This is a genomic window from Mycobacterium sp. HM-7 (assembly GCF_053852335.1).
In genome coordinates, this window is the sequence record NZ_CM132657.1 from 563,897 (window position 1) to 584,638 (window position 20,742).

Genomic DNA, 20,742 nt, shown 5'->3' on the forward strand with positions numbered 1-20,742 from the left:
TGAATCAGATGGCCACACGCAGTCTGCTGTTGACGGGCGCCACCTCCGGGCTGGGGCTCGGGCTGGCGCAACGGGTCGTGGGAACGCCGGGCTGGCACTGCGTGCTACCCGTCCGCAACGCCGAGCGCGGCGCGGAACTCAAGGCCCTGCTCGGTGACCGGGCCACCGATGCCTTCACCCACATCGTGGTGTGCGATCAGGGGTCTCAGGAGAGCGTGCGTCGCGCCGCCTCCGAAATCGCGCGCCTCGTGGGGGACGGCGTCATCCCGCCGCTGAGCACCGTCGTGCTCAACGCCGCGGTGCTGCGCAACGATGCACATGAGCTGAGCGCCGACGGCATCGAATTGACCGTCGCCACCAACCTTTTCGGCCCGCACGCGCTGCTGGCGCGGATCAGTCCGCAGCTCGCCGACGATGCCCGCGTCATGATCGTCGGGTCCCCGACCATCCGCGAGACGCTGTTCCAGCGGCTGGCGCGGGTGAAGACCGCGGAGTGGAAACCGCTCGCCGAGCAGTGCCTGCCCAGCGATGACGGTGTCCAGGCGTACGCGCGCACCAAGCTCGGCCTGTTCTACCTGTCCCGCGCGGCGGGGTGGCTGGTGCCAGAGGGCATGTCCGCGGCGTACTTCGATCCGGGTGTGATGCCTGGCACGAACATCCTGCGCGAGCGTGGTCAGTTCAGCCAGGTCTACTGGCGCCGGGTGCTCCCGTACATCGCCTGGACCTTCGGCGGGGTCACCGTCGGCCGCGGCGCGCGGTCGATGTCTCCCTATGTGCTGCACCAGAAGTCGATGGGGGACAGCGGATTCCTGTCGGTCAAATGGGGCAAGCGCGCGCCGGCCGTCGACCCGGCGCGGGTGCACGAGTACTTCGTGGCGGCCAACGACATCACCGGCATCGGCGAGTCCGACGCCGCACCGTGGTGGTCGCAACCGGACCGCCTGCTTGGTCAGCCGGTCGGGCCGCGCGCCTGATGGCACCGCGCAAGTCACTGGTCATGGGCGCCAGTGGCTTCCTCGGCTCCCACGTGACGCGTCAACTCGTCGAGCGCGGCGACGACGTCCGGGTGCTGCTGCGGGAGAGCAGCTCCACCAAAGGGATCGACGATCTCGACGTCGAGCGTTGCTACGGAGACATTTTCGCCGACGACGCCGTGCGGGCCGCGATGGCCGACCGGGACGTCGTCTTCTACTGCGTCGTCGACGCGCGGGCCATGCTGCCCGACCCGGCACCGTTGTTCCGGACCAACGTCGACGGACTGCGCCGCGTGCTGGACATCGCGGTGGATGCCGACCTCGAAAAGTTCGTGTTCGTCAGCACCATCTGCACCATCGCCGTCAGCTCTGACGGCAGTGCCGTCACCGAAGAGACCCCGTTCAACTGGGGGGACAAGGGCGGCGACTACGTGCGATCACGTCGTACCGCAGAGCAACTCGTGCTGGAGGCCGCCAGGATTCGGGGGCTGCCCGCTGTCGCGATGTGCGTATCGAACACCTACGGCCCGGGGGATTGGCAACCGACGCCGCACGGTGAGATCGTCGCTCGTACCGCCGCCGGCCGGATGCGGTTCTATGCCGCCCGCGCGGCGGCTGAAGTCGTCGGTATCGAGGACGCGGCTCGTGCGTTGCTGCTGGCGGCGGAACGAGGCCGCGCCGGAGAGCGATACATCATCTCGGAAAGTTATCTGTCATTGCGGACCATCTTGGAGACGGCGGCCGACGAAATCGGGGTCCGACCACCACGATTCGGCATTCCGAAGGCCGCGATGTATGCGGGCGCCTACGCCGCGCTGCCGCTCCGCGCCGGGTGTCCGGGCAAGGTGCCGCCGCTGCTCACCATCACGCGGTTGCTGTACCTGCCGTCACCAGCGGACCACAGCAAGGCCCGCCGTGAGTTGGGCTGGGAACCGGAGCCGACCGTGAATGCCATTCGCCGAGCGGCCCGGTTCTACGCCGAGCACCACATCGTGTAGTTCGGCGCTTACTCCGCCGGCTGCTCGAACTTCATCGCCTCGAGGTTCCAGTAGCCGCGCAAGTTGGTGATGAGCCCGGCGTCGTCGACCTTATAGGTGAAGGGGCCGCGGACGGTGGCCACGAAACCGTTCGGGAACTCGGTGCGCAACACCAGGATGTAGGCGATCTCGTGGGGCGAGCTGGACGGGAACGTCTCCTCGCAGGTGATCGTCAACTGGTTGGGCCCGATGTTGGTGTCGTAGAAGGCCGCAAGCGCCTCCTTGCCTTTCACGCCGGTACCGTCCGGGTTGGTGACGGACTCGCCGATCGGGTCTTCGACGACGATGTCGTCGGCCATCAGGGCCAGCCAGCCCTCGCGGTCGTGGCTCTGGACGCAACGCCACGACGACTGAGAGGCGATGACAACGGGACTGTCGGACAAGGTGTTTCCTTCCATTCATGCTGAAACGGCGCCCCGGCAGGCGGTTACTCGAACCTTCCCTGCCGAAGCGCCGTTTCGGGCCGGCGCGTCTCGCTCAGCGGTCGGCGTCGGTGTACCGGATGACGCCGCGGATGTTGCGGCCTTCGAGCATGTCCTGGTAGCCCTCGTTGATCTGCTCCAGCTTGTACTGCCGGGTGACCATGTCGTCGAGGTTCAGGCGGCCGGCCTTGTACATGGCCAGCAGCGACGGGATGTCGTGGTGGGGGTTGCCGCCACCGAAGATGGTGCCCTGCAGGCGCTTCTGCATCAGCGTCAGCATCGACAGGTTCAGCTTCACGTCCAGGCTGGCCATGTTCGCCACCGCGGTCACCACGCAGGTGCCGCCCTTGCTGGTGATGTTCAGGTAGTTGTCGATGTCCTCACCGTGCAGCTCACCGACGGTGACGATGGTCTTGCTGGCCATGCGGCCTTCGGTGACCTCGGCGACACCGGCCATGGCGCTGAAGATGTCGGGGTAGGCGTGGGTGGCGCCGAACTTGAGTGCGTTGTCGCGTTTGAACTCAACAGGATCCACGACGAAGACGTTGCGTGCGCCGGCGTTCAGCGCACCCTGCAGGGCGCCGGTACCGACACCACCGACACCGACGATGCACACGTCGTCGCCGGGGCGGACGTCACCGCTGCGGACCGCCGAGCCGTAACCGGTGGTGACGCCGCAGCCGACGAGGCAGGCCACCTCGAACGGGATGGTGGGATCGATCTTCACGACCGAGCTCTTGTGCACCACCATGTACGGGCTGAACGTGCCCAGGAGGGTCATCGGGAGGACCGGCGTGCCGTCGGCGGCGTGCACGCGGTGGGTGCCGTCGGAGACCGCGGTGCCGGTCAGCAGGTACATGCCCAGGTCACACAGGTTGCGCATGCCCGCCTGACAGGACGGACATTCGCCACACGACGGGATGAAAGACAGCACGACGTGGTCGCCGACGGCGATGTGGTCGACGCCGGGGCCGACCTCGACCACGATGCCGGCGCCCTCATGGCCGCCGAGGACAGGGAAGCCCGCCATCGGGATGTCGCCGGTCACCAGGTGGTGGTCGGAGTGGCACATGCCCGACGCTTCCATCTGGATCTTGACCTCGTCCTTGACGGGGTCGCCGATCTCGATCTCCTCGATCGTCCACGGCTTGTTGAACTCCCAGATGAGAGCACCTTTTGTCTTCACCGCATGTGCCTTCCACTAGAACCTGTTTCACTCAGACTAGAGGGAATAGTTAGATACGTCACACCCACCCCCAATCAACTGCTTGGCCGGTTCACCAGATCGGTACCGGGGCCTCGCCCAGGGGGTAGTAGCCCGGCAGTTGCTCGCCGGCCAGGCTGCGCTGGATGCGCTGCTGCATGCCCTTGGAGAGCTTGCCGGCCGTCATCAGGTCGAGGTAGAGCTTCTGTACGTGGCCGAAGTCGAAGAAATCGCGCTGCCACGCGATCTTCGGTTCGCCGTCGACGTTCTCCAGCCGGAACCAGCTGCCGCCGATGCCGTAGATCTCCCGCCCCGGAGCGGTCGGATCATCCGGATCCGTCACCACCTGCTTCCAGAAGCCGACGACCTCACCCTGCTTGTCGTCGATCACCACCCGTTGATACGGGTACTTCCAGCCTTCCAGGCCTTCCATCTCCAAACCCAAAGCGATATCGCGGATTTCGGCCTTGCCGAGGCACATCACGTCTTCCTTCGGGCCGATGTTCCAGCCGTAGGTGGCGTCGTCGGTGTAGAAGTCGGCCATGGGCTTCCAGTCGCCGGCCGCCTCGGCGTCCCGGTTGACCTGCAGCCACCGCTCGACCCATTCTTCGAGTTGTTCGCGGGGGAATGACGTCATTGTCTTGTCCTTTGTTTTCAGCTGGTTTCGCGAATGAACAGGGCTTGGGTAGGGCACTCGGCCACGGCGCGCTCGATCTCGTCGCGTGCCTCGTCGGGCGGGTTCTCGTCGAGGATCTCGACGGTGCCGCGCTTGGGCACGTTGAAATAGTCCGGCGCCTCCAGGGCACACATGGCGTGGCCCTGGCACAGATCGCGATCGACCTCGATCTTGTAGGTGCCCATGGCCTAACCGCGCTTCCGGTACCGCACGTTGGCAGGCCGCTCGAGCTGGACGACCATCTTCGAGTGGTCGTTGCGGTAGCTCTCGGCGGGCTGGGCCATCTCGAACTCGTACTCGCGCAACAGCACCGAGAAGATGGCCTTGATCTGCATCTGCGCGAACGCCGCACCCACACAGCGGTGTTTACCGGCGCCGAACGGAATCCAGGTCCACCGGTTGAGCAGGTCTTCCTGACGCGGCTTGTCGTAGCGGTCGGGGTTGAAGGCATCCGGGTCCGGGAAATCCTCGGGAATCCGGTTGGAGATCGCCGGCGAGGTGGCCACCATCTGGCCCTTGTGGATGGGGTGCCCGGCGACCTCGAACTCGTCCTGCGCGACACGCATCAGGATGATCAGCGGCGGGTGCAGGCGCAGGGTTTCCTTGAGCGCGTTGTCCAGATTCGGAATCTGGCGCAGCGCATGGAAACTCACCTCCTGGCCGTCCGAGTAGAGGTCGTCGAGCTCCTGCTGGACCTTGGCGTAGAAGTCGGGGTGGCGCAGCAGTTCGATCAGCGTCCAGGACGACGTGCCCGAGCTGGTGTGGTGCCCGGCGAACATCAGCGAGATGAACATGCCGGTGACCTCGTTGGCACTGAAGCGCGGGTTGCCCTCCTCGTCCTTGATCGACACCAGGACGTCGAGCAGGTCCCGATCGCTCTTGTCGGTGGGCGGGTTGGCAATTCGCCCGGTCATGACCTCCTGCACGAGCTCCACCAGGTTGGCCCGCGCCTCGTCACGGATCCGGAAGCTCTCGATGGGCAGGTACGGGTCGACGTAGCAGAGCGGATCGGTGCCGCGCTCGAGCAGGTGGTAGTAGTTCGCGAACCGCGAGTCGAGCTGGTTGCGGAATTTCGGGCCGATCAGGCAGGCCGTCGACGTGTAGATGGTGAGCTCGGAGAAGAACTCCAGCAGATCGATTTCTCCTGATTCGCCCCAGTTCTCGGTCATCCGCCGCACCTCGCGCTCGATGGTGGCGGCGTGTCCCTTCATCTGCTCACCGCGCAACGCGGTGTTGTGCAACATCTCCGCTCGACGCTCGGGATCGGCGTCGAACACCACGCCCTCGCCGAAGATCGGCGTCATGAACGGATAGGCCTCGGCCTGGTTGAGTTCGCTGTCGCTGGAGCGGAAGAAGAATTCGTTGGCCTCGGCGCCCGTCAGCAGTACGACCTGCTTGTCGGCCAGTTGGAAGATGCCGGCGTCGCCGCATTCGTCGCGCACGCGCTGCATCAGGCCGATCGGGTCGGTGCGGAACTCCTCCAGGTGGCCGTGCTCCTCCGCGCCACCCGAAACCCGTTGTACCTCAGTGGTGATCGTCATGAGTTGGGCATCCCTTCTTCTCCCAGGGCGAGCGACTGGCGTTCCTTGGCTTCGGCCAGCGGGGCTTCGGGCTGAAGCTCCATGTTGGCGATGAAGCCGCCGCGCGGGGTCTCGGCGACGAACGTGATGGCGCGGGCCAGGTCGGCGGCGCGCAGGAAGTAGCTGTGGCGGGCCTGGCCCCATTTGGCCCAATCCTCGAGGGCCGGGCCGATTTTCTCGGCAGGCAGGCTCCAGCCCATCGACGTCATGGTCGGGCCGGGATGCACCACCGAGGCGCGTACCCCGGTGCCTTCCAGTTCCATCTGCAGGTTGGTCACCATCGCCACCAGACCGGCCTTCGCGGCACCGTAGGCGCCCATGTGCGGACGTTGCCGCAGCGCCACGTCCGAGCCGACGAAGATCAGGTCGCCGCGCCGGCGCTCCACCATGCCGTCGAGGACGGCGCGGGCCATCCGGTTGGCGCCGACCAGGTGAATTTGCAGCTGCTGAGCGAAGTCGTCGGTGCTCATCTCGTGCAGCCGGCCGAAGTTGGTGTCGCCGGCGCCGGTGACCAGGACCTCGATGTCGCCGAGCGCCGCTGTCGCCTTGGCGACGAAGTTCTCGACCGATGCCGTGTCGGTGACGTCCAGCGGCAGCGCAATCGCTTCTCCGCCTTCGGCTTTGATCTGGTCGACGAGTTCCTGACATTTCTCCACCCGGCGGGCGCCCAGGGCAACCGGGAAGCCGTGGGCCGCGAGCGCGGTCGCCGTCGCGGCGCCGATGCCCGAGGAGGCGCCGGCCACGATGGCGGGCCTGCGGGTGGGGTGCGGTTCAAAACGGGCCATTTAGCGTGCCTTAATCTGTGATGGGTTTCAGCGGTGGGACACCGCGATGGGCAGATGCGCGAATCCACGTACTGAACTGGAATGGACTCGGACGGAGTTGTCCTCGTCCACCTCGTAGCCGCGGATACGTTTGAACAATTCGGTCAGGGCGACCCGGGCTTCCATGCGGGCCAGGTGCGCGCCCAGGCAGAAGTGGGCGCCGCTGCCGAAACTCACGAGCTTCGAACCGATGTCGCGTCCGATGCGGTACTCGTCGGGCGCCTCGAACACCCGCTCGTCGCGATTGGCCGAGCCGGCCAGCAGGATCACGACCTCGCCGGCGGGGACGGTGGTGCCGTAGAACTCGAGGTCCTCGACGACCGCCCGGGCCAGGAGTTGGCTCGAGGTGTCGTAGCGCAGCGTCTCCTCGATCCACGGTGCGATCAGTTCGTGGTCATCGAAGATCGGGGCCAGTTGGTCGGGGTTTTTGTGGCCCCAATACGCCGCATTGGCAAGCAGTTTCGTCGTGGTCTCGTTGCCGGCGACCACCATCAGGAACAGGAACGCCATGATCTCGTCGTCGGTGAGTTTGTCGCCGTCGATCTCGGCTTCCACCAGTGCCGAGGTGAGGTCGTCGGACTGAGACTTGCGGCGCTGCTTGACCATGTCGGCGTAGTACATCAACAGCTCACCCGATGCGGCGATGGCCGACGTCGGGACGTCGGACACGCCGTCCTCGCGGTGCATCACCCCGTCGGCCAGCGCGCGGATGCGGACGCGGTCCACCTGAGGGACGCCCATCAGCTCGCTGATGACGTCCATGGGCAGCTTGCCCGCGAAGTCGTCGACGTAGTCGAAGCTTTCTGAATGTTCCAGTGCTGCATCCAAATGCTGGACGGCGATCTCGGTCACGCGGCCTTCCAGCTCGCGGATGCGCCTCGGCGTGAAACCCTTGGAGACCAGCGTGCGCAGCCGTAGATGTGCTGGATCATCAAGGGCGAGAAACGACATCACGCGGTGTGCCTCGTCGTTGCGTGAGATCGGGTCCAGCGCGACGCCGTGCTTGTTGGACAGGGCGGTGCTGTTCCGGAAACCGCGCAGCACGTCCTCGTGCCGGGACAGTGCCCAGAAGTTGAGCTTGTCGTTCCGGTAGATCGGCGCCTCGTCCCGCAGCCGCCGGTAGTACGGATACGGATCCTCGTGGAAGTCGTAGCTGTAGGGGTCGATCAGTAATTCGACTTCCCCGGGCGAGCGAAGCGACGGGGATGTGTTGGCTGTCATGCGTTGTTGCCCACCTTGGGTTATTGATTGTCTCCGACAATGAGCCCGACGACATACGACAGTCGGTCCGCGATCTGGTGATAGGTGTAGGCGCCGCTGCCGGCGTTGACGAGCGCGCCGAAGTACGTCATCTCCAGCGCCGACAGCAGGCGCGGGTCGGCATCGGGGCCGACGGCCGAGCGGATGCGCTTGTGGATTTCGCCACCGATGCGGTCGCGCACCTTGCGGACGGTCTCGTCGTCTCCGGACAGCAGCGCCGTCGTGCAGGCGGCCGCCACTCCGGGCTCGTCGGCGACGACAAGGGCCAGGCTGCGCAGCGCTTGTTCGACACGGCTGGCCATCGACTGATTCACGTCGGTGAAGTACGGCACCTGCCGAACCATGTCCAGGTACACCTCGGCGATGAGGTGGTTCTTTGACGAGAAGTAGGTGTAGGCGGTAGCCGGCGCGACCTTGGCCCGCGCCGCCACCGCCCGCACCGTCAGGTCGGCGTAGGACGACTCCCGCAACATCTCGCGGCCGGCGGCAAGAACCTTCTGAAAGGTTTCTTCCTGGCGGCGATTGCGCGGCTGGTCGTCCACTTCTTGGCCGGTACTGGTGACGGCGGCCACTACATCGCTGGACACATGTCCAAGTTAGCCGATGGCGTGCGGCGGAAGCAAGATGTCGGCATGAATATGCAGGTAAATCGGCTATATGCGACTGGTTTCGCGTCCGATTCTGGTTCGACCCTTGCTAGTCGACGGCGGCTGACGCTATGGTTCGACTGAACGTTGTCGGACAGTTGTCCAACTAAAATCGCATTGCTGGACTTCGTCCAGTGGGCAGGAGTGCAGATGGCCTTGCTGGCTGATCGTGAAAGTCGCCTTCTCATCGACGGGAAACTGGTGCCGGGTTCCCGTGGCACGTTCCCGACCGTCAATCCCGCCACCGAGGAAGTGCTCGGGGTGGCGGCCGACGCCACGGTGGGGGACATGGCCGACGCCGTCGACGCTGCCCGGCGGGCATTCGACGAGACCGACTGGTCCACCAATGTCGAACTGCGGGTGCGCTGCCTGCGGCAACTGCAGCAGGCCATGCGCGACCACGCTGACGAGCTGCGCGAGCTGACCATCTCGGAGGTCGGTGCACCCCGGATGCTCACCGCCGGAGCGCATTTGGACGGCCCGATCGAAGATTTGAGCTTCGCCGCCGACACCGCGGAGGGCTACCAGTGGACCACCGATCTGGGACATGCCACGCCGCAGGGCATTCCGACCAACCGGACCATCGCGCGCGAGGCCATCGGTGTCGTCGGCGCCATCACGCCGTGGAATTTCCCGCACCAGATCAACCTGGCGAAAGTCGGGCCGGCGCTGGCAGCGGGCAACACCCTGGTCCTCAAGCCGGCGCCCGACACCCCGTGGGCCGCCGCGGTGCTCGGCGAACTGATCACCGCGCACACCGACTTCCCGGCGGGCGCCATCAACATCGTCACCTCCCGTGACCACGGCGTCGGCGCCATGCTGTCGAAACACGCTGACGTGGACATGGTTTCGTTCACCGGCTCGACCGTCACCGGACGTGCCGTGATGACCGACGCTGCCGAGACCATCAAGAAAGTGTTCCTGGAACTCGGTGGCAAGTCGGCGTTCCTGGTCCTCGACGACGCCGATGTCGCCGGCGCCTGCGCCATGGCCGCGTTCACGGCGTCTATGCACGCCGGCCAGGGCTGCGCGATCACCACCCGCCTCGTGGTGCCGCGGACCCGTTACGACGAGGCCGTCGCGGCCGCGGCCGGCACGATGGGCGGCATCAAGCCCGGTGATCCATCGAGCCCGCGAACCGTCTGCGGCCCGGTGATCTCGGCCCGTCAGCGGGACCGCGTGCAGAGCTATCTCGATCTCGCCATCGCCGAGGGTGGCACGTTCGCCTGTGGCGGCGGACGTCCGGCGGACCGAGACACGGGGTTCTTCATCGAGCCGACCGTCATTGCCGGACTTGATAATTCGGCCCGAGTCGCCCGCGAGGAGATCTTCGGCCCGGTCCTCACCGTCATCGCCCACGACGGCGACGACGACGCCGTCCGTATCGCCAACGACTCGCCGTACGGTCTGTCGGGCACGGTGTTCTCGGCCGACCCACAGCGGGCGGCCGGCGTCGCGGCGCGGCTACGCGTCGGCACCGTCAACGTCAACGGCGGTGTCTGGTACTCCGCCGATGCGCCGTTCGGCGGCTACAAGCAGTCCGGCAACGGGCGCGAGATGGGCCTCGCCGGGTTCGAGGAGTACCTGGAGACCAAATGCATCGCCACGCTGGCCACATAGGTCCGGCGGGCGAGAACTTCTGGCTGACAAGAACTTAGACGAAAGGTAATCATGAGCAGCAGGTTCGAGAACAAGGTCGCGATCGTGACCGGGGCCGGTGGTGGCATCGGTCAGGTCTACGCCGAGGCACTGGCCCGGGAAGGCGCCGCCGTCGTCGTCGCCGACATCAACGTCGAAGGCGCCGAGAAGGTGGCGGCCGGCATCAAGGCCGAGGGGGGTAAGGCGCTGGCCGTTCGGGTCGACGTCTCGGACCTCGATTCGGCAAACGACATGGCCGCCCAGGCCGTCGCCGAGTTCGGCGGTATCGACTATCTGGTGAACAACGCCGCGATCTTCGGCGGGATGAAGCTCGACGGTCTGCTCACCGTGGACTGGGACTACTACCGCAAGTTCATGAGCGTGAACCTCGACGGGGCGCTGATCTGTAGCCGGGCGGTTTTCCCGCACATGGAGAAGCGCGGCGGTGGCGCCATTGTCAACCAGTCCTCTACCGCGGCATGGGTTTACGCGAACTTCTACGGTCTGGCGAAGGTCGGTATCAACGGTTTGACGCAGCAGCTGTCCCGCGAATTGGGGTGGCGCAACATCCGCATCAACGCGATCGCGCCCGGACCCATCGACACCGAGGCCAACCGCAGCACCACGCCACAGGCCATCGTCAAGCAGATCGTGCAGACCCTGCCGCTGGCGCGCATGGGCACCCCTGAGGATCTCGCCGGTATGTGCCTGTTCCTGCTGTCCGACGAGGCCAGCTGGATCACCGGGCAGATCTTCAACGTCGACGGCGGACAGATCATCCGGTCATGAGTTCTGATGTGAAACTCGGCTACATCGGGCTCGGCAACCAGGGCGCGCCGATGGCCAAGCGGCTGGCCGAATGGCCCGGCGGGCTCATCGTTTTCGACATGCGAGCGGAGGCCATGGCGCCGTTCGCCGAACTCGGCGCCACCGTGGCCGGCAGCGTCGCGGACGTCGCCAAGGCCGACGTCATCAGCGTGACTGTGCTCAACGACGAGCAGGTCCGCGACGTCGTGGCACAACTGGCTGCACATGCCGAACCGGGCACGGTGATCGCGATCCATTCCACGATCGAGCCGACGACGGCCGTCGAGCTGTCCGAGCAGTTGCGGCCCAAGGGAATTCACGTCGTCGACGCTCCGGTGAGTGGTGGCGCCGGAGCGGCGAGCAAAGGCGAACTGGCCGTCATGGTCGGCGCTGACGACGAGGCGTACGACAAGGTCAAGCCCGTCTTCAAGCAGTGGGCTTCGTTGGTGGTGCGCGCCGGCGAGCCCGGCGCCGGCACCCGGATGAAGCTGGCCCGGAACATGCTGACCTTCATCGGTTTCGCCGCCGCGTGTGAGGCGCAAAAGCTGGCAGAGGCGTCGGGCATCGACCTGCAGAAGCTGGGTCGCGTGGTGCGGCACAGTGACGCGCAGTCCGGCGGACCCGGCGCGATCATGGCGCGCGACGACACCAAACCGCTGGCGCCCGACCACTTCCTCTACAACATGTTCGTCCACACCCGTGGGCTGGCGGAGAAAGATCTGACGCTGGCCCTCGGTCTGGGTTCTGCTGTGGGAGTGGACCTTCCGCTTGCCGAGCTGGCGCTGGCCAACCTCGCCGATGGCCTCGGCGTACCTCATGCCAAGGAGAATTGATGGACGAGTTGCGTGCCAGGGGCCTGGCGAAGATGAACGAGGTCTACGGCTGGGAGATGCCCAACATCGAGGGCGACCCGTACTTCGACCTCACCGTGGACCACCTGTTCGGCACCATCTGGAGCAAGCCCGGACTGTCCATGCGAGAGAAGCGCCTGATGACGTTCACGTGCGTCACGGCCGTCGGCTCGCAAGATCTGGCCGAGATTCAGATCAACGCCGCGTTGCTCAACGAGGAGTTCACCGAGGCCGAGCTCAAGGACATCGGAATCTTCCTGACCCAGTACCTCGGCTTCCCCCTCGGTTCGGCGTTCAACGGCGCCGTATCCAAGGTGGTGGCCAGGCGACGCAAGGCGGCCGAGAAGGGCGTGGCCGAGGACCGCAAGGCCAACGTGAACGCCGCGGTCAAGATGAACACCGGGAGCGAGCTCGATGACAAGTAGGTACGCGTCGCTGTCGCGGGCACAGCTCGCGGCGTTGGTGCCGGAACTGCTGCTGATCGGCCAGCTCATCGACCGCGCCGGAATGGCTTGGTGCATCGTCGAATTCGGTCGTGAGGAGATGCTACAGGTCGCCATCGAGGAGTGGGCCGGGTCCAGCCCGCTCTACACCAAGCGGATGCAGAAGGCGCTGAAATACGAAGGCGTGGACGTCATCACGATCTTCAAGGGGCTGCAGCTCGATATCGGTGCGCCGCCGCAGTTCATGGATTTCCGGTACACCGTGCATGACCGCTGGCACGGCGAGTTCCATCTGGACCACTGCGGCGCGCTCATGGACGTCGAACCGATGGGCCCCGACTACGTGCGCGGCATGTGCCACGACATCGAGGACCCCACGTTCGACGCGACGGCGCTGGCCACCAACCGGCGCTGCCAGGTGCGGCCCATCCACCGGCCGCCACGGGTGCCGGCGGGCCGCACCCCGGCCTGCGCGTGGACCGTCACCATCGACGAGTCCCACCCGGAGGTCGGGTTCATCCCGCAGCTCGACATCATCGGCGCGACCAATGCCTACAGGTGTGAGCTCGACGAGATCGATCCCGCGGACGAGGGCCAGGCCGACTACTCCGGCCCGCTGGTGAGCGATGTCGACTTCTCGGCGTTCTCGCATTCGGCGCTGGTGCGCATCGCGGACGAGGTGTGTCTGCAGATGCACCTGCTGGTGCTGTCGTTCGCACTGGCCGTCCGGGCGCGCTGCAGCGGCGATGTGGAGAAGGAGCGGTCGATCCGGACGAAGTCGCTGATCGGTATCTCCGGGGTCGCGGCCGGCCGCATCCAGCAGGTGCTGGGATTGTCGAACGACACTGCCGGCGCGCTGCGGGTGCTGGAACTGCATCCGCTCCTCAACCCGGCCGCGTATGTCTCCGTTGATGTTTCGGGCGAAGCGGCGCATGTGCACCCGTCACCCGCTCACAAGGACGGCGCCTGGATCACGCTGGTCTCCCCGGAATCCGAGCTGCCGCTGCAGGCCATCGCGACGGCCGTCAACCCGTTGCTGCGGGCCGAGGTGTCCGGCGACGACACCGACTGGACCGTTCGCTTCATCGAAACCGACACCCCGGCAAAGGAACTCGGTGAGGTCTCGGTGTGCAAGGTCAGCAGCGGGGCGGCGTGGGTATTCGAGGAACGCAAGTCCCTGCCGTTGACGGTGGTGTAGCGGCTCAGAAGTCGTCGAACTCGCTGTCGAGACTCTGGATCCGCCCGGCGACTCCCGACAAGTCGGTGTGGGAGCGCTGGATGATGTCGGCGACGTCGCCGCTGGCCTTGCCGATCGCCGACCACAGCGCGTGGTCGGCGGCGGCGGTCGGCGTCTTCTTGGCCTCGTCGGCGAGGTCGGTCACCCAGTGCTTGAGTGCGTCGAGTTCGCGTCGTCCGCCATTGACCACGCCGGCGGACCGCTCGAGCTCGTCGCCGAGGCGCTTGTCGAGATCGGCCAACCGGCCGAGGGCCTGGGCGTGCTTGTCGTTGGCGTCGGCGTAGCTGTCGGCCGCTGCGCCGGTCCAGTGCGACCCGGGACCCGCGGCCATTACCTGGTCCTGCAGCCCGCGCAGCTGCGCGCTCTTGTCGAACTCGGTGCGGTCGTGCGGAACGCCCTCGCCGAAGGTGGCGCGCGCCCGCGCCCACATCAGCAGGAAGGCATCCAGCGGCTCCACCGGTGCGGACCTCCTCGCGTGCGTCGGGCCTGCCCAGTTTAGGACGAGCCGACCAGCTACTAGGGTGTGGCTGTGCGCGTCCTCGTGATCGGCTCCGGAGCCCGTGAACATGCCCTGCTGCTCGCCCTGAGCCGCGACCCCCAGGTGGACCATCTGGCCGTCGCTCCCGGCAATGCCGGTACCTCCGCCGTCGCCGAGCAGCACGACGTCGACATCACCGCCGCCGACGAGGTCGTCGCGCTGGCCAAGAAGCTGACGGCCGACCTGGTCGTGATCGGACCCGAGGTGCCGCTGGTGCTCGGGGTGGCCGACGCGCTGCGTGCGGCCGGCATCGCAACCTTCGGTCCAAGTAAGGATGCCGCCCGCATCGAGGGCTCCAAGGCCTTCGCCAAGGACGTCATGGCGGCCGCCGGTGTCCGCACCGCGACGAGCGAGATCGTCGACAACCCCGCCCGCCTCGACGCCGCACTGGACCGCTTCGGCCCGCCCGCCGGCCAGCGGGCCTGGGTCGTCAAGGACGACGGTCTGGCCGCGGGCAAGGGCGTCGTCGTCTCCGCCGACCGCGACGCCGCCCGGGCTCACGCCGCCGAACTATTGGAGTCCGGCCACCCCGTGCTGCTCGAGTCGTTCCTCGACGGCCCCGAGGTGTCGCTGTTCTGCGTCGTCGACGGCGAGACCGTCGTGCCGCTGCTGCCCGCTCAGGACTTCAAGCGCGTCGGCGACAACGACACCGGGCCCAACACCGGCGGCATGGGCGCGTACACACCGCTGCCGTGGCTGCCCGCCGCCGTCGTCGACCAGATCGTCGACGAGGTCGTCAAACCCGTTGCCGCTGAACTGGTTCGGCGTGACAGCTCCTTCTCGGGGCTGCTGTACGCCGGCCTGGCCATCACCTCGCAGGGGCCGGCCGTCGTCGAATTCAACTGTCGCTTCGGCGATCCCGAGACCCAGGCGGTGCTGGCACTGCTCGAGACCCCGCTGGGCACACTGCTCAATGCCGCCGCCACCGGCACGCTGGACTCCCTCGGTGCGCTGCAGTGGCAGGACGGATCGGCAGTGACGGTCGTCGTCGCCGCCGAGAACTACCCGGGACGCCCCCGCGTCGGGGACGTGATCACCGGGTCCGAGACCGCCGGCGTGCTGCACGCGGGCACCACCCGCCGGGACGACGGCAGCGTCGTCTCCTCCGGTGGCCGCGTGCTGTCGGTGGTCGGCACCGGCGCGGACCTCGCGGCCGCACGCGCGGAGGCCTACCGGATCATCGAGTCAGTTCGCCTGCCGGGCAGCCATTTCCGCACCGACATCGGCCTCGCCGCGGCTGAGGGCCGCATCTCGCTCTAGCTCTGCTCGGCCGGGTCAAGTGACCAGGAGCGGGGCCAGCCAGGAAATCTCGGCCGGCAGCTGCGAACTCCAGAACGACCCGTCGTGCCCGCCGGGGGAGAAGCCGCCGGCCGCACCGTTCGGCAGTTGGGCGATGAACTGCTTGGTCGCCGAGTAGAACGGGTCGCTGTCACCGCAGTCGATCCGGATCGGAATGCCCGCAAGCCCGGGCAGCCCCCACACCGAGTTGGCGGCGTAATCAGCCGCGCCGTCGAAGGCACCCGGAGCCGTTCCGCCCGATGACGTCCACAGCGCCGGGCTGACGGCGCAGATCGCCGCAGTACGGGCCGCGCCCAGCCGGGCACCCAGCAGCAGCGCGCCATAGCCGCCCATCGACCAGCCCAGGAAACCGACCCGTGACGTGTCGAGGCCCTGGCCGGCCAGCATGGGGATCAGCTCGTCGAGCACCATCGCGCCCGAATCCTCGCCGGATGCCCGCTTGTGCCAGTAGCCGCCACCACCGTCGACGGCCACCACAGCGAAGGGCGGCAGACCCGCCGCCACGGCCTGGGCCAGCCCCTGTTCGACGCCGCCGGCCATCACGGTCGCGGCGTCGCTGCCTTTGCCGTGCAGCGCGATCACGGTGCGCAGCGGCGTGGTCTGGCCCGGCGGCCGCGCGATGGCCCAGTTCGTCGAGACGCCCCCGCGGGCCTGCGACACGAACGAACCGGTCACGTATGTGGGCGCCGGCTCCGCGACGGCCGGGGGCGGTGCGAGGGGCACCCCCACGCTCGTCATCGTCACCGGGGTCGCGGTGACCGTCGGGCGGTTGAACGTCGACCCCAGCGCGAACGCGCCGGCGGCCCCTGCGGCGGCGCCCGCTCCGAGTCGGAGGACGGCGCGTCGGCTCAGCTCTGCCATGGCCGCCATCATGCCATCGGCCGCGGCCCCTCATTCCTGAGTAATGCCTAATGGATTACGTGAAATCGTGATCGCCGCGTGACCATTACTGGCAGCATTTACGGGGTGATGACAGCAGTGACCCCAAAGGGGGAACGGCGGCGGTATGCGCTGGTCAGCGCGGCCGCCGAGCTGCTGTGTGAGGGCGGCTTCGACGCCGTCCGGCACCGCGCCGTGGCGCAACGGGCCGGGCTGCCGCTGGCCTCCACCACGTACTATTTCTCGTCCCTCGACGACCTCATCGAAAAGGCGGTCGAGCACGTCGGAGAATCCGAATCTCAGCAGCTGCGCATGCGGGTCTCGGCGCTGTCGCGGCGCCGCCGCGGCGCGGACGCGACGGCGGATCTGCTGGTCGATCTGCTGGTCGGCGACGGTAACCGGGCGTCCGACCAGTTGATTTCCCGCTACGAGCGGTACATCGCCTGCGCCCGTCAGCCCGGACTGCGGGACGTGCAGCGGCGCATCCTCAAGCAGCGCTCCGACGCCGTTATCGAGGTGGTGGAACGGTCGGGCCGCTCGGTGCGGGCCGAACTGCTCACGGCCCTGGTCTGCGCGGTGGACGGGGCAGTTGTGGCGTCGATGGTCAGCGACGGTGACGGCCCGCGGGCGACGGCACGAGCGACCCTCGTCGACGTCATCGATGTCTTGGCGCCCTTCGACCAAGAACGCCGGGTCGCCCTGTAAGCGGGCTTAGTAGGCTGTAGCCCCGTGAGCATCCCCAACGTGCTGGCCAATCGTTACGCCAGCGACGAGATGGTGGCCATCTGGTCCCCGGAGAACAAGATCGTCGCCGAACGCCGGCTGTGGCTGGCCGTGCTGCGTGCGCAGTCCGAGCTGGGCGTGTCGGTGCCCGACGGAGTGCTGGCCGACTACGAGCGCGTGCTGGAGCAGGTCGACCTCGGCTCCATCGCGGCGCGCGAGCGCGTCACCCGGCACGACGTCAAGGCGCGCATCGAGGAGTTCAACGCGCTGGCCGGCCATGAGCACGTGCACAAGGGCATGACGAGCCGCGACCTCACCGAGAACGTCGAGCAGCTGCAGATCCGGCAGTCGCTGGAGCTGGTGTTCTCGCACGGCGTCGCGGTGGTGGCCCGGTTGGCCGAGCGCGCCGCGCTGTACCGCGACCTGGTGATGGCCGGTCGCTCGCACAACGTGGCGGCGCAGGCCACCACCCTGGGCAAGCGGTTCGCCTCGGCCGCCGAGGAGACGCTGATCGCGCTGACCCGGCTGCGTGAGCTGATCGACCGGTACCCGCTGCGCGGCATCAAGGGCCCGATGGGGACGGCGCAGGACATGCTTGACCTGTTCGGCGGGGATGGTTCGCGGCTGGCCGACCTGGAGCGCCGGGTCGCCGAATTCCTGGGATTCACCGAGGTTTTCACGTCCGTGGGGCAGGTTTACCCGCGGTCCCTGGACCATGACGTGCTGTCCGCGCTGGTGCAGCTGGGCGCCGGCCCGTCGTCGTTCGCGCACACCATCCGGCTGATGGCCGGCCACGAACTGGCCACCGAGGGCTTCGCGCCCGGGCAGGTCGGTTCGTCGGCCATGCCGCACAAGATGAACACCCGGTCGTGTGAACGCGTCAACGGCCTGCAGGTCGTCCTGCGCGGCTACGGCTCCATGGCCGCGGAACTGGCCGGCGCGCAATGGAATGAGGGCGACGTCTTCTGCTCGGTGGTGCGCCGCGTCGCGCTGCCCGATGCGTTCTTCGCGATCGACGGCCAGACCGAGACGTTCCTGACCGTGCTCGACGAGTTCGGTGCCTACCCGGCGGTGATCCAGCGCGAGCTCGACCGCTACCTGCCGTTCCTGGCGACCACCCGCATCCTGATGGCCGCGGTGCGCGCCGGCGTCGGCCGCGAGACCGCGCATGAGGTGATCAAGGAGCACGCCGTCGCCGTGGCACTGGCAATGCGCGAAAAGGGTTTGGAGCCCGACCTTCTGGACCGGTTGGCTGCCGATCCGCGGCTGCCGCTGGACCGCGTCGAGCTCGACGCGGCGCTGGCTGACAAGCAGGCTTTCAGTGGCGCGGCGGGCGACCAGGTCGACGCCGTCGTCGCTGCGGTGGACCGCCTGGTCGCGCAGTACCCGGAGGCGGCCAAGTACACCTCGGGCGCCATCCTGTGACCTTGGCGGGAAGTCTGGCCGGGGTCGACCTGACCGACCTCGACAACTTCGCGTCGGGCTTCCCCCATGACCTGTTCGCGCGGCACCGCGCGGAAGCCCCGGTGTACTGGCACGAGCCGACCGAGAACACCCCCGATGGCGAGGGCTTCTGGTCCGTCGCCACCCACGCGGAAACCCTTGCGGTGCTGCGTGATCCGGTGACGTACTCATCGGTGACGGGCGGTTCGCGGCCGTTCGGTGGCACTCTCATCCAGGACCTGTCCATCGCCGGGCAGGTGCTGAACATGATGGACGACCCACGGCACGCGGAGATCCGGCGACTGGTGTCGTCGGGGCTGACGCCGCGGATGATCGCGCGGGTCGAGGACGACCTGCGCGTGCGCACCCACGCGCTGCTGGACGAGATCGTGCCGTCGCAGCCTTTTGATTTCCTCGTCGACATCGCCGCCGAGCTGCCCATGCAGATGATCTGCATCCTCATGGGTATCCCTGAGTCGCAACGGCATTGGCTGTTCGAGGCCATCGAGCCGAGCTTCGATTTCGGTGGGTCGCGCAAGGCCGCCATCACCCGGTTGTCCGTCGAGGAAGCCGGCTCGCGGATGTACAACTTCGGCATGGAGTTGATCGCGTCCAAGCGGGCCCGGCCCACCGACGACATGCTGTCGGTGGTGGCCAACGCCGAAGGCGTGTCAGACCTGGAGGTATACCTGTTCTTCAATCTGTTGTTCAGCGCGGGCGCCGAGACCACTCGCAACTCGGTGGCCGGCGGGCTGTTGGCGTTGTGCGAGAACCCATCTCAGCTGGCCTTGCTGCGGTCAGACCTGTCGCTGTTGCCCTCGGCGATCGAGGAAATGGTGCGCTGGACCTCCCCCTCGCCATCGAAGCGGCGCACCGCCACCCGCACCGTCGAACTCGGTGGATGCACCATCGAAGCGGGGCAGAAGGTGGTCGTCTGGGAAGGGTCGGCAAACCGTGATTCATTGGTGTTCGATCGCGCCGACGAATTCGACGTGACGCGGAAACCCAACCCGCACTTGGGCTTCGGGCAGGGACTGCACTACTGCCTGGGTGCCAACCTGGCCCGCCTCGAACTGCGGGTCCTGTTCGAGGAGCTGCTGAACCGGTTCCCCGACATCAAGGTTGTCCAGCCGCCGGAATGGACCCGCAGCAACCGGCACACCGGGTTGCGGCACCTGATGGTCAGCATCAGCTAGCCCCTGGATCAACGATCCGGCAACTTCGCCAGAGTGAATTGGTTGACGTCCATCTGGCGGCGGCGGAACATCGCGGCACAGCCCGTCAGGTACCTCATGTAGCGGTCGTAGACCTCGACCGATGCCGTTGCGATGGCTTCTTCGCGGTGCGCCTCCAGCGCTTCGGCCCACCGGTCCACGGTCCGGGCGTAGTGCGGCTGAAGAGACTGGACCCGCGTTACGCGGAACCCCGCCGCTGCCGAATGTTGACGCACCATCGCGGCCGACGGCAAGCCGCCGCCGGGGATGATCTCGTTGCTGATGAATTTCATGAACCGGGCCAGTTCGAGGGTCGGGGGCAGGTCTGAGTAGCGCGGGTCGATGCCGCAGATCGTGTGCAGGACCATGACGCCGTCGGGCGGAAGGACGTCATATGCCATTCGAAAGAATGCCGGGTAACGGTCACGGCCGAAATACTCGAAGGCGCCGATGGACACGATGCGATCGACGGGTTCATCGAACTGTTCCCAGCCTGCCTGCAGGACCCGTCGGGAATGTGTGGTCGCCGTCCCGTCCAGCAGCTGCTCGACGTGGTCAGCCTGGCTCTTGGACAGGGTGAGTCCGACGACGTCGACGCCGTAGTTCTCGATCGCGCGGCGCATCGCCGCGCCCCACCCGCAGCCGATGTCGAGCAGCGTCATCCCGGGCGCGAGACCCAGTTGCCCGAGTGCCAAATCGATCTTCGCCATCTGGGCTTGCTCCAGAGTCATGCCGTCGTGCTCGAAATAGGCGCAGCTGTACGTCCTGCTGGGGTCGAGAAACAACGCGAAGAAGTCGTCCGAGATGGGTTGGTGCGCTTGGGTATCCGCGGTGTGAGCGGTCAGCTTTTCTGCCATGGTGTTGCCTTCTCGAGCGAATGGCCACCGCGGGCGCCGCGAATGGTGTCAGGGATTCGCAGTGGGGCACGCGCCGGATGGGTCGGCCACGCGGGCGCCGACGGGTCGACCGTTGCACCCATCCGCGCGCCTTCGGGCTACGAATTCCTCGAGCCAATACACGAAGACCCCCGAGAGGTCGGAGGTCGG

The 20,742-nt window shown here is 67.0% G+C and carries 22 protein-coding genes; 11 read left to right on the top strand and 11 right to left on the bottom strand.

What is annotated here, in order from left to right:
* The first annotated feature begins 8 nt into the window (after positions 1-8).
* Together ACWW1C_RS02585 and ACWW1C_RS02590 are read left to right on the top strand one after the other, a co-directional pair.
* Positions 9-974 carry an SDR family NAD(P)-dependent oxidoreductase gene (locus tag ACWW1C_RS02585; RefSeq protein WP_455981983.1) on the top strand — a complete coding sequence of 322 codons (966 nt, stop codon included), beginning with the start codon at positions 9-11 and terminating at the stop codon, positions 972-974.
* On the top strand, positions 974-1,972 hold the full coding sequence (locus ACWW1C_RS02590) for an NAD-dependent epimerase/dehydratase family protein (protein ID WP_455981984.1): 999 nt from the start codon (positions 974-976) through the stop codon (positions 1,970-1,972). The genes ACWW1C_RS02585 and ACWW1C_RS02590 overlap by 1 nt, the downstream gene beginning before the upstream one ends.
* A gap of 8 nt (positions 1,973-1,980) precedes the next feature.
* Here ACWW1C_RS02590 and ACWW1C_RS02595 read toward each other — a convergent pair whose 3' ends face one another.
* The 8 genes from ACWW1C_RS02595 to ACWW1C_RS02630 form a co-directional block, all read right to left on the bottom strand.
* A complete protein-coding gene (locus tag ACWW1C_RS02595; protein WP_455981985.1) occupies positions 1,981-2,409 on the bottom strand; it encodes a nuclear transport factor 2 family protein in 429 nt (142 codons plus the stop codon).
* A gap of 79 nt (positions 2,410-2,488) precedes the next feature.
* Positions 2,489-3,619: an NDMA-dependent alcohol dehydrogenase gene (locus ACWW1C_RS02600; protein WP_043390316.1), complete on the bottom strand. Its 1,131-nt coding sequence runs from the start codon at positions 3,617-3,619 to the stop codon at positions 2,489-2,491.
* 91 nt (positions 3,620-3,710) lie between these two features.
* Positions 3,711-4,274 carry a nuclear transport factor 2 family protein gene (locus tag ACWW1C_RS02605; RefSeq protein WP_455981986.1) on the bottom strand — a complete coding sequence of 188 codons (564 nt, stop codon included), beginning with the start codon at positions 4,272-4,274 and terminating at the stop codon, positions 3,711-3,713.
* A gap of 17 nt (positions 4,275-4,291) precedes the next feature.
* Positions 4,292-4,498 carry a ferredoxin gene (locus ACWW1C_RS02610; RefSeq protein ID WP_455981987.1) on the bottom strand — a complete coding sequence of 69 codons (207 nt, stop codon included), beginning with the start codon at positions 4,496-4,498 and terminating at the stop codon, positions 4,292-4,294.
* A 3-nt stretch (positions 4,499-4,501) separates the two neighbouring features.
* A complete protein-coding gene (locus ACWW1C_RS02615; protein ID WP_455981988.1) occupies positions 4,502-5,854 on the bottom strand; it encodes a cytochrome P450 in 1,353 nt (450 codons plus the stop codon).
* Positions 5,851-6,678 carry an SDR family oxidoreductase gene (locus ACWW1C_RS02620; protein WP_455981989.1) on the bottom strand — a complete coding sequence of 276 codons (828 nt, stop codon included), beginning with the start codon at positions 6,676-6,678 and terminating at the stop codon, positions 5,851-5,853. Before ACWW1C_RS02620 ends, ACWW1C_RS02615 begins: the two co-directional genes overlap by 4 nt.
* A gap of 27 nt (positions 6,679-6,705) precedes the next feature.
* Positions 6,706-7,938 carry a cytochrome P450 gene (locus ACWW1C_RS02625; protein WP_455981990.1) on the bottom strand — a complete coding sequence of 411 codons (1,233 nt, stop codon included), beginning with the start codon at positions 7,936-7,938 and terminating at the stop codon, positions 6,706-6,708.
* Between the two features lie 20 nt (positions 7,939-7,958).
* Positions 7,959-8,564, bottom strand: a complete 606-nt coding sequence (locus ACWW1C_RS02630; protein ID WP_455981991.1) for a TetR/AcrR family transcriptional regulator — start codon at positions 8,562-8,564, stop codon at positions 7,959-7,961.
* 210 nt (positions 8,565-8,774) lie between these two features.
* On the opposite strand from ACWW1C_RS02630, the gene ACWW1C_RS02635 reads away from it, so the two are divergent.
* From ACWW1C_RS02635 to ACWW1C_RS02655, 5 genes are read left to right on the top strand one after another with little or no spacing between them, the layout of a single operon-like run.
* The gene (locus ACWW1C_RS02635; RefSeq protein ID WP_455981992.1) at positions 8,775-10,244 is read left to right on the top strand and encodes an aldehyde dehydrogenase; all 1,470 of its coding nucleotides are present in this window, start codon (positions 8,775-8,777) and stop codon (positions 10,242-10,244) included.
* A gap of 51 nt (positions 10,245-10,295) precedes the next feature.
* Positions 10,296-11,051 carry an SDR family oxidoreductase gene (locus ACWW1C_RS02640; protein WP_455981993.1) on the top strand — a complete coding sequence of 252 codons (756 nt, stop codon included), beginning with the start codon at positions 10,296-10,298 and terminating at the stop codon, positions 11,049-11,051.
* Positions 11,048-11,902 (top strand): NAD(P)-dependent oxidoreductase, encoded by an 855-nt coding sequence (locus ACWW1C_RS02645; protein ID WP_455981994.1) that lies wholly within the window; start codon positions 11,048-11,050, stop codon positions 11,900-11,902. Before ACWW1C_RS02640 ends, ACWW1C_RS02645 begins: the two co-directional genes overlap by 4 nt.
* The gene (locus ACWW1C_RS02650) at positions 11,902-12,345 is read left to right on the top strand and encodes a carboxymuconolactone decarboxylase family protein (RefSeq protein WP_455981995.1); all 444 of its coding nucleotides are present in this window, start codon (positions 11,902-11,904) and stop codon (positions 12,343-12,345) included. Before ACWW1C_RS02645 ends, ACWW1C_RS02650 begins: the two co-directional genes overlap by 1 nt.
* Positions 12,335-13,561, top strand: a complete 1,227-nt coding sequence (locus ACWW1C_RS02655; RefSeq protein ID WP_455981996.1) for a hypothetical protein — start codon at positions 12,335-12,337, stop codon at positions 13,559-13,561. Before ACWW1C_RS02650 ends, ACWW1C_RS02655 begins: the two co-directional genes overlap by 11 nt.
* A 4-nt stretch (positions 13,562-13,565) precedes the next feature.
* Here the strand turns inward: ACWW1C_RS02655 and ACWW1C_RS02660 are convergent, their stop codons facing one another.
* Entirely contained in the window at positions 13,566-14,057 is a 492-nt protein-coding gene (locus ACWW1C_RS02660; protein ID WP_455981997.1) for an EspA/EspE family type VII secretion system effector, read from the bottom strand.
* Positions 14,058-14,129: 72 nt separating this feature from the next.
* Between ACWW1C_RS02660 and purD the strand changes: the two genes are divergently transcribed.
* Positions 14,130-15,398 (top strand): phosphoribosylamine--glycine ligase, encoded by a 1,269-nt coding sequence (gene purD / locus ACWW1C_RS02665; RefSeq protein WP_455981998.1) that lies wholly within the window; start codon positions 14,130-14,132, stop codon positions 15,396-15,398.
* A 15-nt stretch (positions 15,399-15,413) separates the two neighbouring features.
* Here purD and ACWW1C_RS02670 read toward each other — a convergent pair whose 3' ends face one another.
* Complete coding sequence (locus ACWW1C_RS02670; protein ID WP_455981999.1) at positions 15,414-16,310, bottom strand: alpha/beta hydrolase; 897 nt, start codon at positions 16,308-16,310, stop codon at positions 15,414-15,416.
* Positions 16,311-16,406: 96 nt separating this feature from the next.
* On the opposite strand from ACWW1C_RS02670, the gene ACWW1C_RS02675 reads away from it, so the two are divergent.
* The 3 genes from ACWW1C_RS02675 to ACWW1C_RS02685 are packed head-to-tail and all read left to right on the top strand — an operon-like array spanning position 16,407 to position 19,678.
* Positions 16,407-17,021 (top strand): TetR/AcrR family transcriptional regulator, encoded by a 615-nt coding sequence (locus ACWW1C_RS02675; protein ID WP_166428169.1) that lies wholly within the window; start codon positions 16,407-16,409, stop codon positions 17,019-17,021.
* 24 nt (positions 17,022-17,045) lie between these two features.
* Entirely contained in the window at positions 17,046-18,464 is a 1,419-nt protein-coding gene (gene purB / locus ACWW1C_RS02680) for an adenylosuccinate lyase (RefSeq protein WP_455982000.1), read from the top strand.
* Positions 18,461-19,678, top strand: a complete 1,218-nt coding sequence (locus ACWW1C_RS02685; protein WP_455982001.1) for a cytochrome P450 — start codon at positions 18,461-18,463, stop codon at positions 19,676-19,678. The genes purB and ACWW1C_RS02685 overlap by 4 nt, the downstream gene beginning before the upstream one ends.
* 8 nt (positions 19,679-19,686) lie before the next feature.
* Here ACWW1C_RS02685 and ACWW1C_RS02690 read toward each other — a convergent pair whose 3' ends face one another.
* Positions 19,687-20,553, bottom strand: coding sequence for a cyclopropane mycolic acid synthase family methyltransferase (locus ACWW1C_RS02690; protein WP_455982002.1), 867 nt, complete (start codon positions 20,551-20,553; stop codon positions 19,687-19,689).
* Positions 20,554-20,742: the final 189 nt, after the last annotated feature.

Excerpts from the sequence above, each read along its gene's own strand:
- ACWW1C_RS02585 (WP_455981983.1), top strand. The coding sequence starts at position 9 with ATGGCCACACGCAGTCTGCTGTTGACGGGCGCCACCTCCGGGCTGGGG.
- ACWW1C_RS02590 (WP_455981984.1), top strand. The coding sequence starts at position 974 with ATGGCACCGCGCAAGTCACTGGTCATGGGCGCCAGTGGCTTCCTCGGC.
- ACWW1C_RS02595 (WP_455981985.1), bottom strand. The coding sequence starts at position 2,409 with ATGGAAGGAAACACCTTGTCCGACAGTCCCGTTGTCATCGCCTCTCAG.
- ACWW1C_RS02605 (WP_455981986.1), bottom strand. The coding sequence starts at position 4,274 with ATGACGTCATTCCCCCGCGAACAACTCGAAGAATGGGTCGAGCGGTGG.
- ACWW1C_RS02610 (WP_455981987.1), bottom strand. The coding sequence starts at position 4,498 with ATGGGCACCTACAAGATCGAGGTCGATCGCGATCTGTGCCAGGGCCAC.
- ACWW1C_RS02615 (WP_455981988.1), bottom strand. The coding sequence starts at position 5,854 with ATGACGATCACCACTGAGGTACAACGGGTTTCGGGTGGCGCGGAGGAG.
- ACWW1C_RS02620 (WP_455981989.1), bottom strand. The coding sequence starts at position 6,678 with ATGGCCCGTTTTGAACCGCACCCCACCCGCAGGCCCGCCATCGTGGCC.
- ACWW1C_RS02625 (WP_455981990.1), bottom strand. The coding sequence starts at position 7,938 with ATGACAGCCAACACATCCCCGTCGCTTCGCTCGCCCGGGGAAGTCGAA.
- ACWW1C_RS02635 (WP_455981992.1), top strand. The coding sequence starts at position 8,775 with ATGGCCTTGCTGGCTGATCGTGAAAGTCGCCTTCTCATCGACGGGAAA.
- ACWW1C_RS02640 (WP_455981993.1), top strand. The coding sequence starts at position 10,296 with ATGAGCAGCAGGTTCGAGAACAAGGTCGCGATCGTGACCGGGGCCGGT.
- ACWW1C_RS02645 (WP_455981994.1), top strand. The coding sequence starts at position 11,048 with ATGAGTTCTGATGTGAAACTCGGCTACATCGGGCTCGGCAACCAGGGC.
- ACWW1C_RS02650 (WP_455981995.1), top strand. The coding sequence starts at position 11,902 with ATGGACGAGTTGCGTGCCAGGGGCCTGGCGAAGATGAACGAGGTCTAC.
- ACWW1C_RS02655 (WP_455981996.1), top strand. The coding sequence starts at position 12,335 with ATGACAAGTAGGTACGCGTCGCTGTCGCGGGCACAGCTCGCGGCGTTG.
- ACWW1C_RS02670 (WP_455981999.1), bottom strand. The coding sequence starts at position 16,310 with ATGATGGCGGCCATGGCAGAGCTGAGCCGACGCGCCGTCCTCCGACTC.
- ACWW1C_RS02675 (WP_166428169.1), top strand. The coding sequence starts at position 16,407 with ATGACAGCAGTGACCCCAAAGGGGGAACGGCGGCGGTATGCGCTGGTC.
- ACWW1C_RS02690 (WP_455982002.1), bottom strand. The coding sequence starts at position 20,553 with ATGGCAGAAAAGCTGACCGCTCACACCGCGGATACCCAAGCGCACCAA.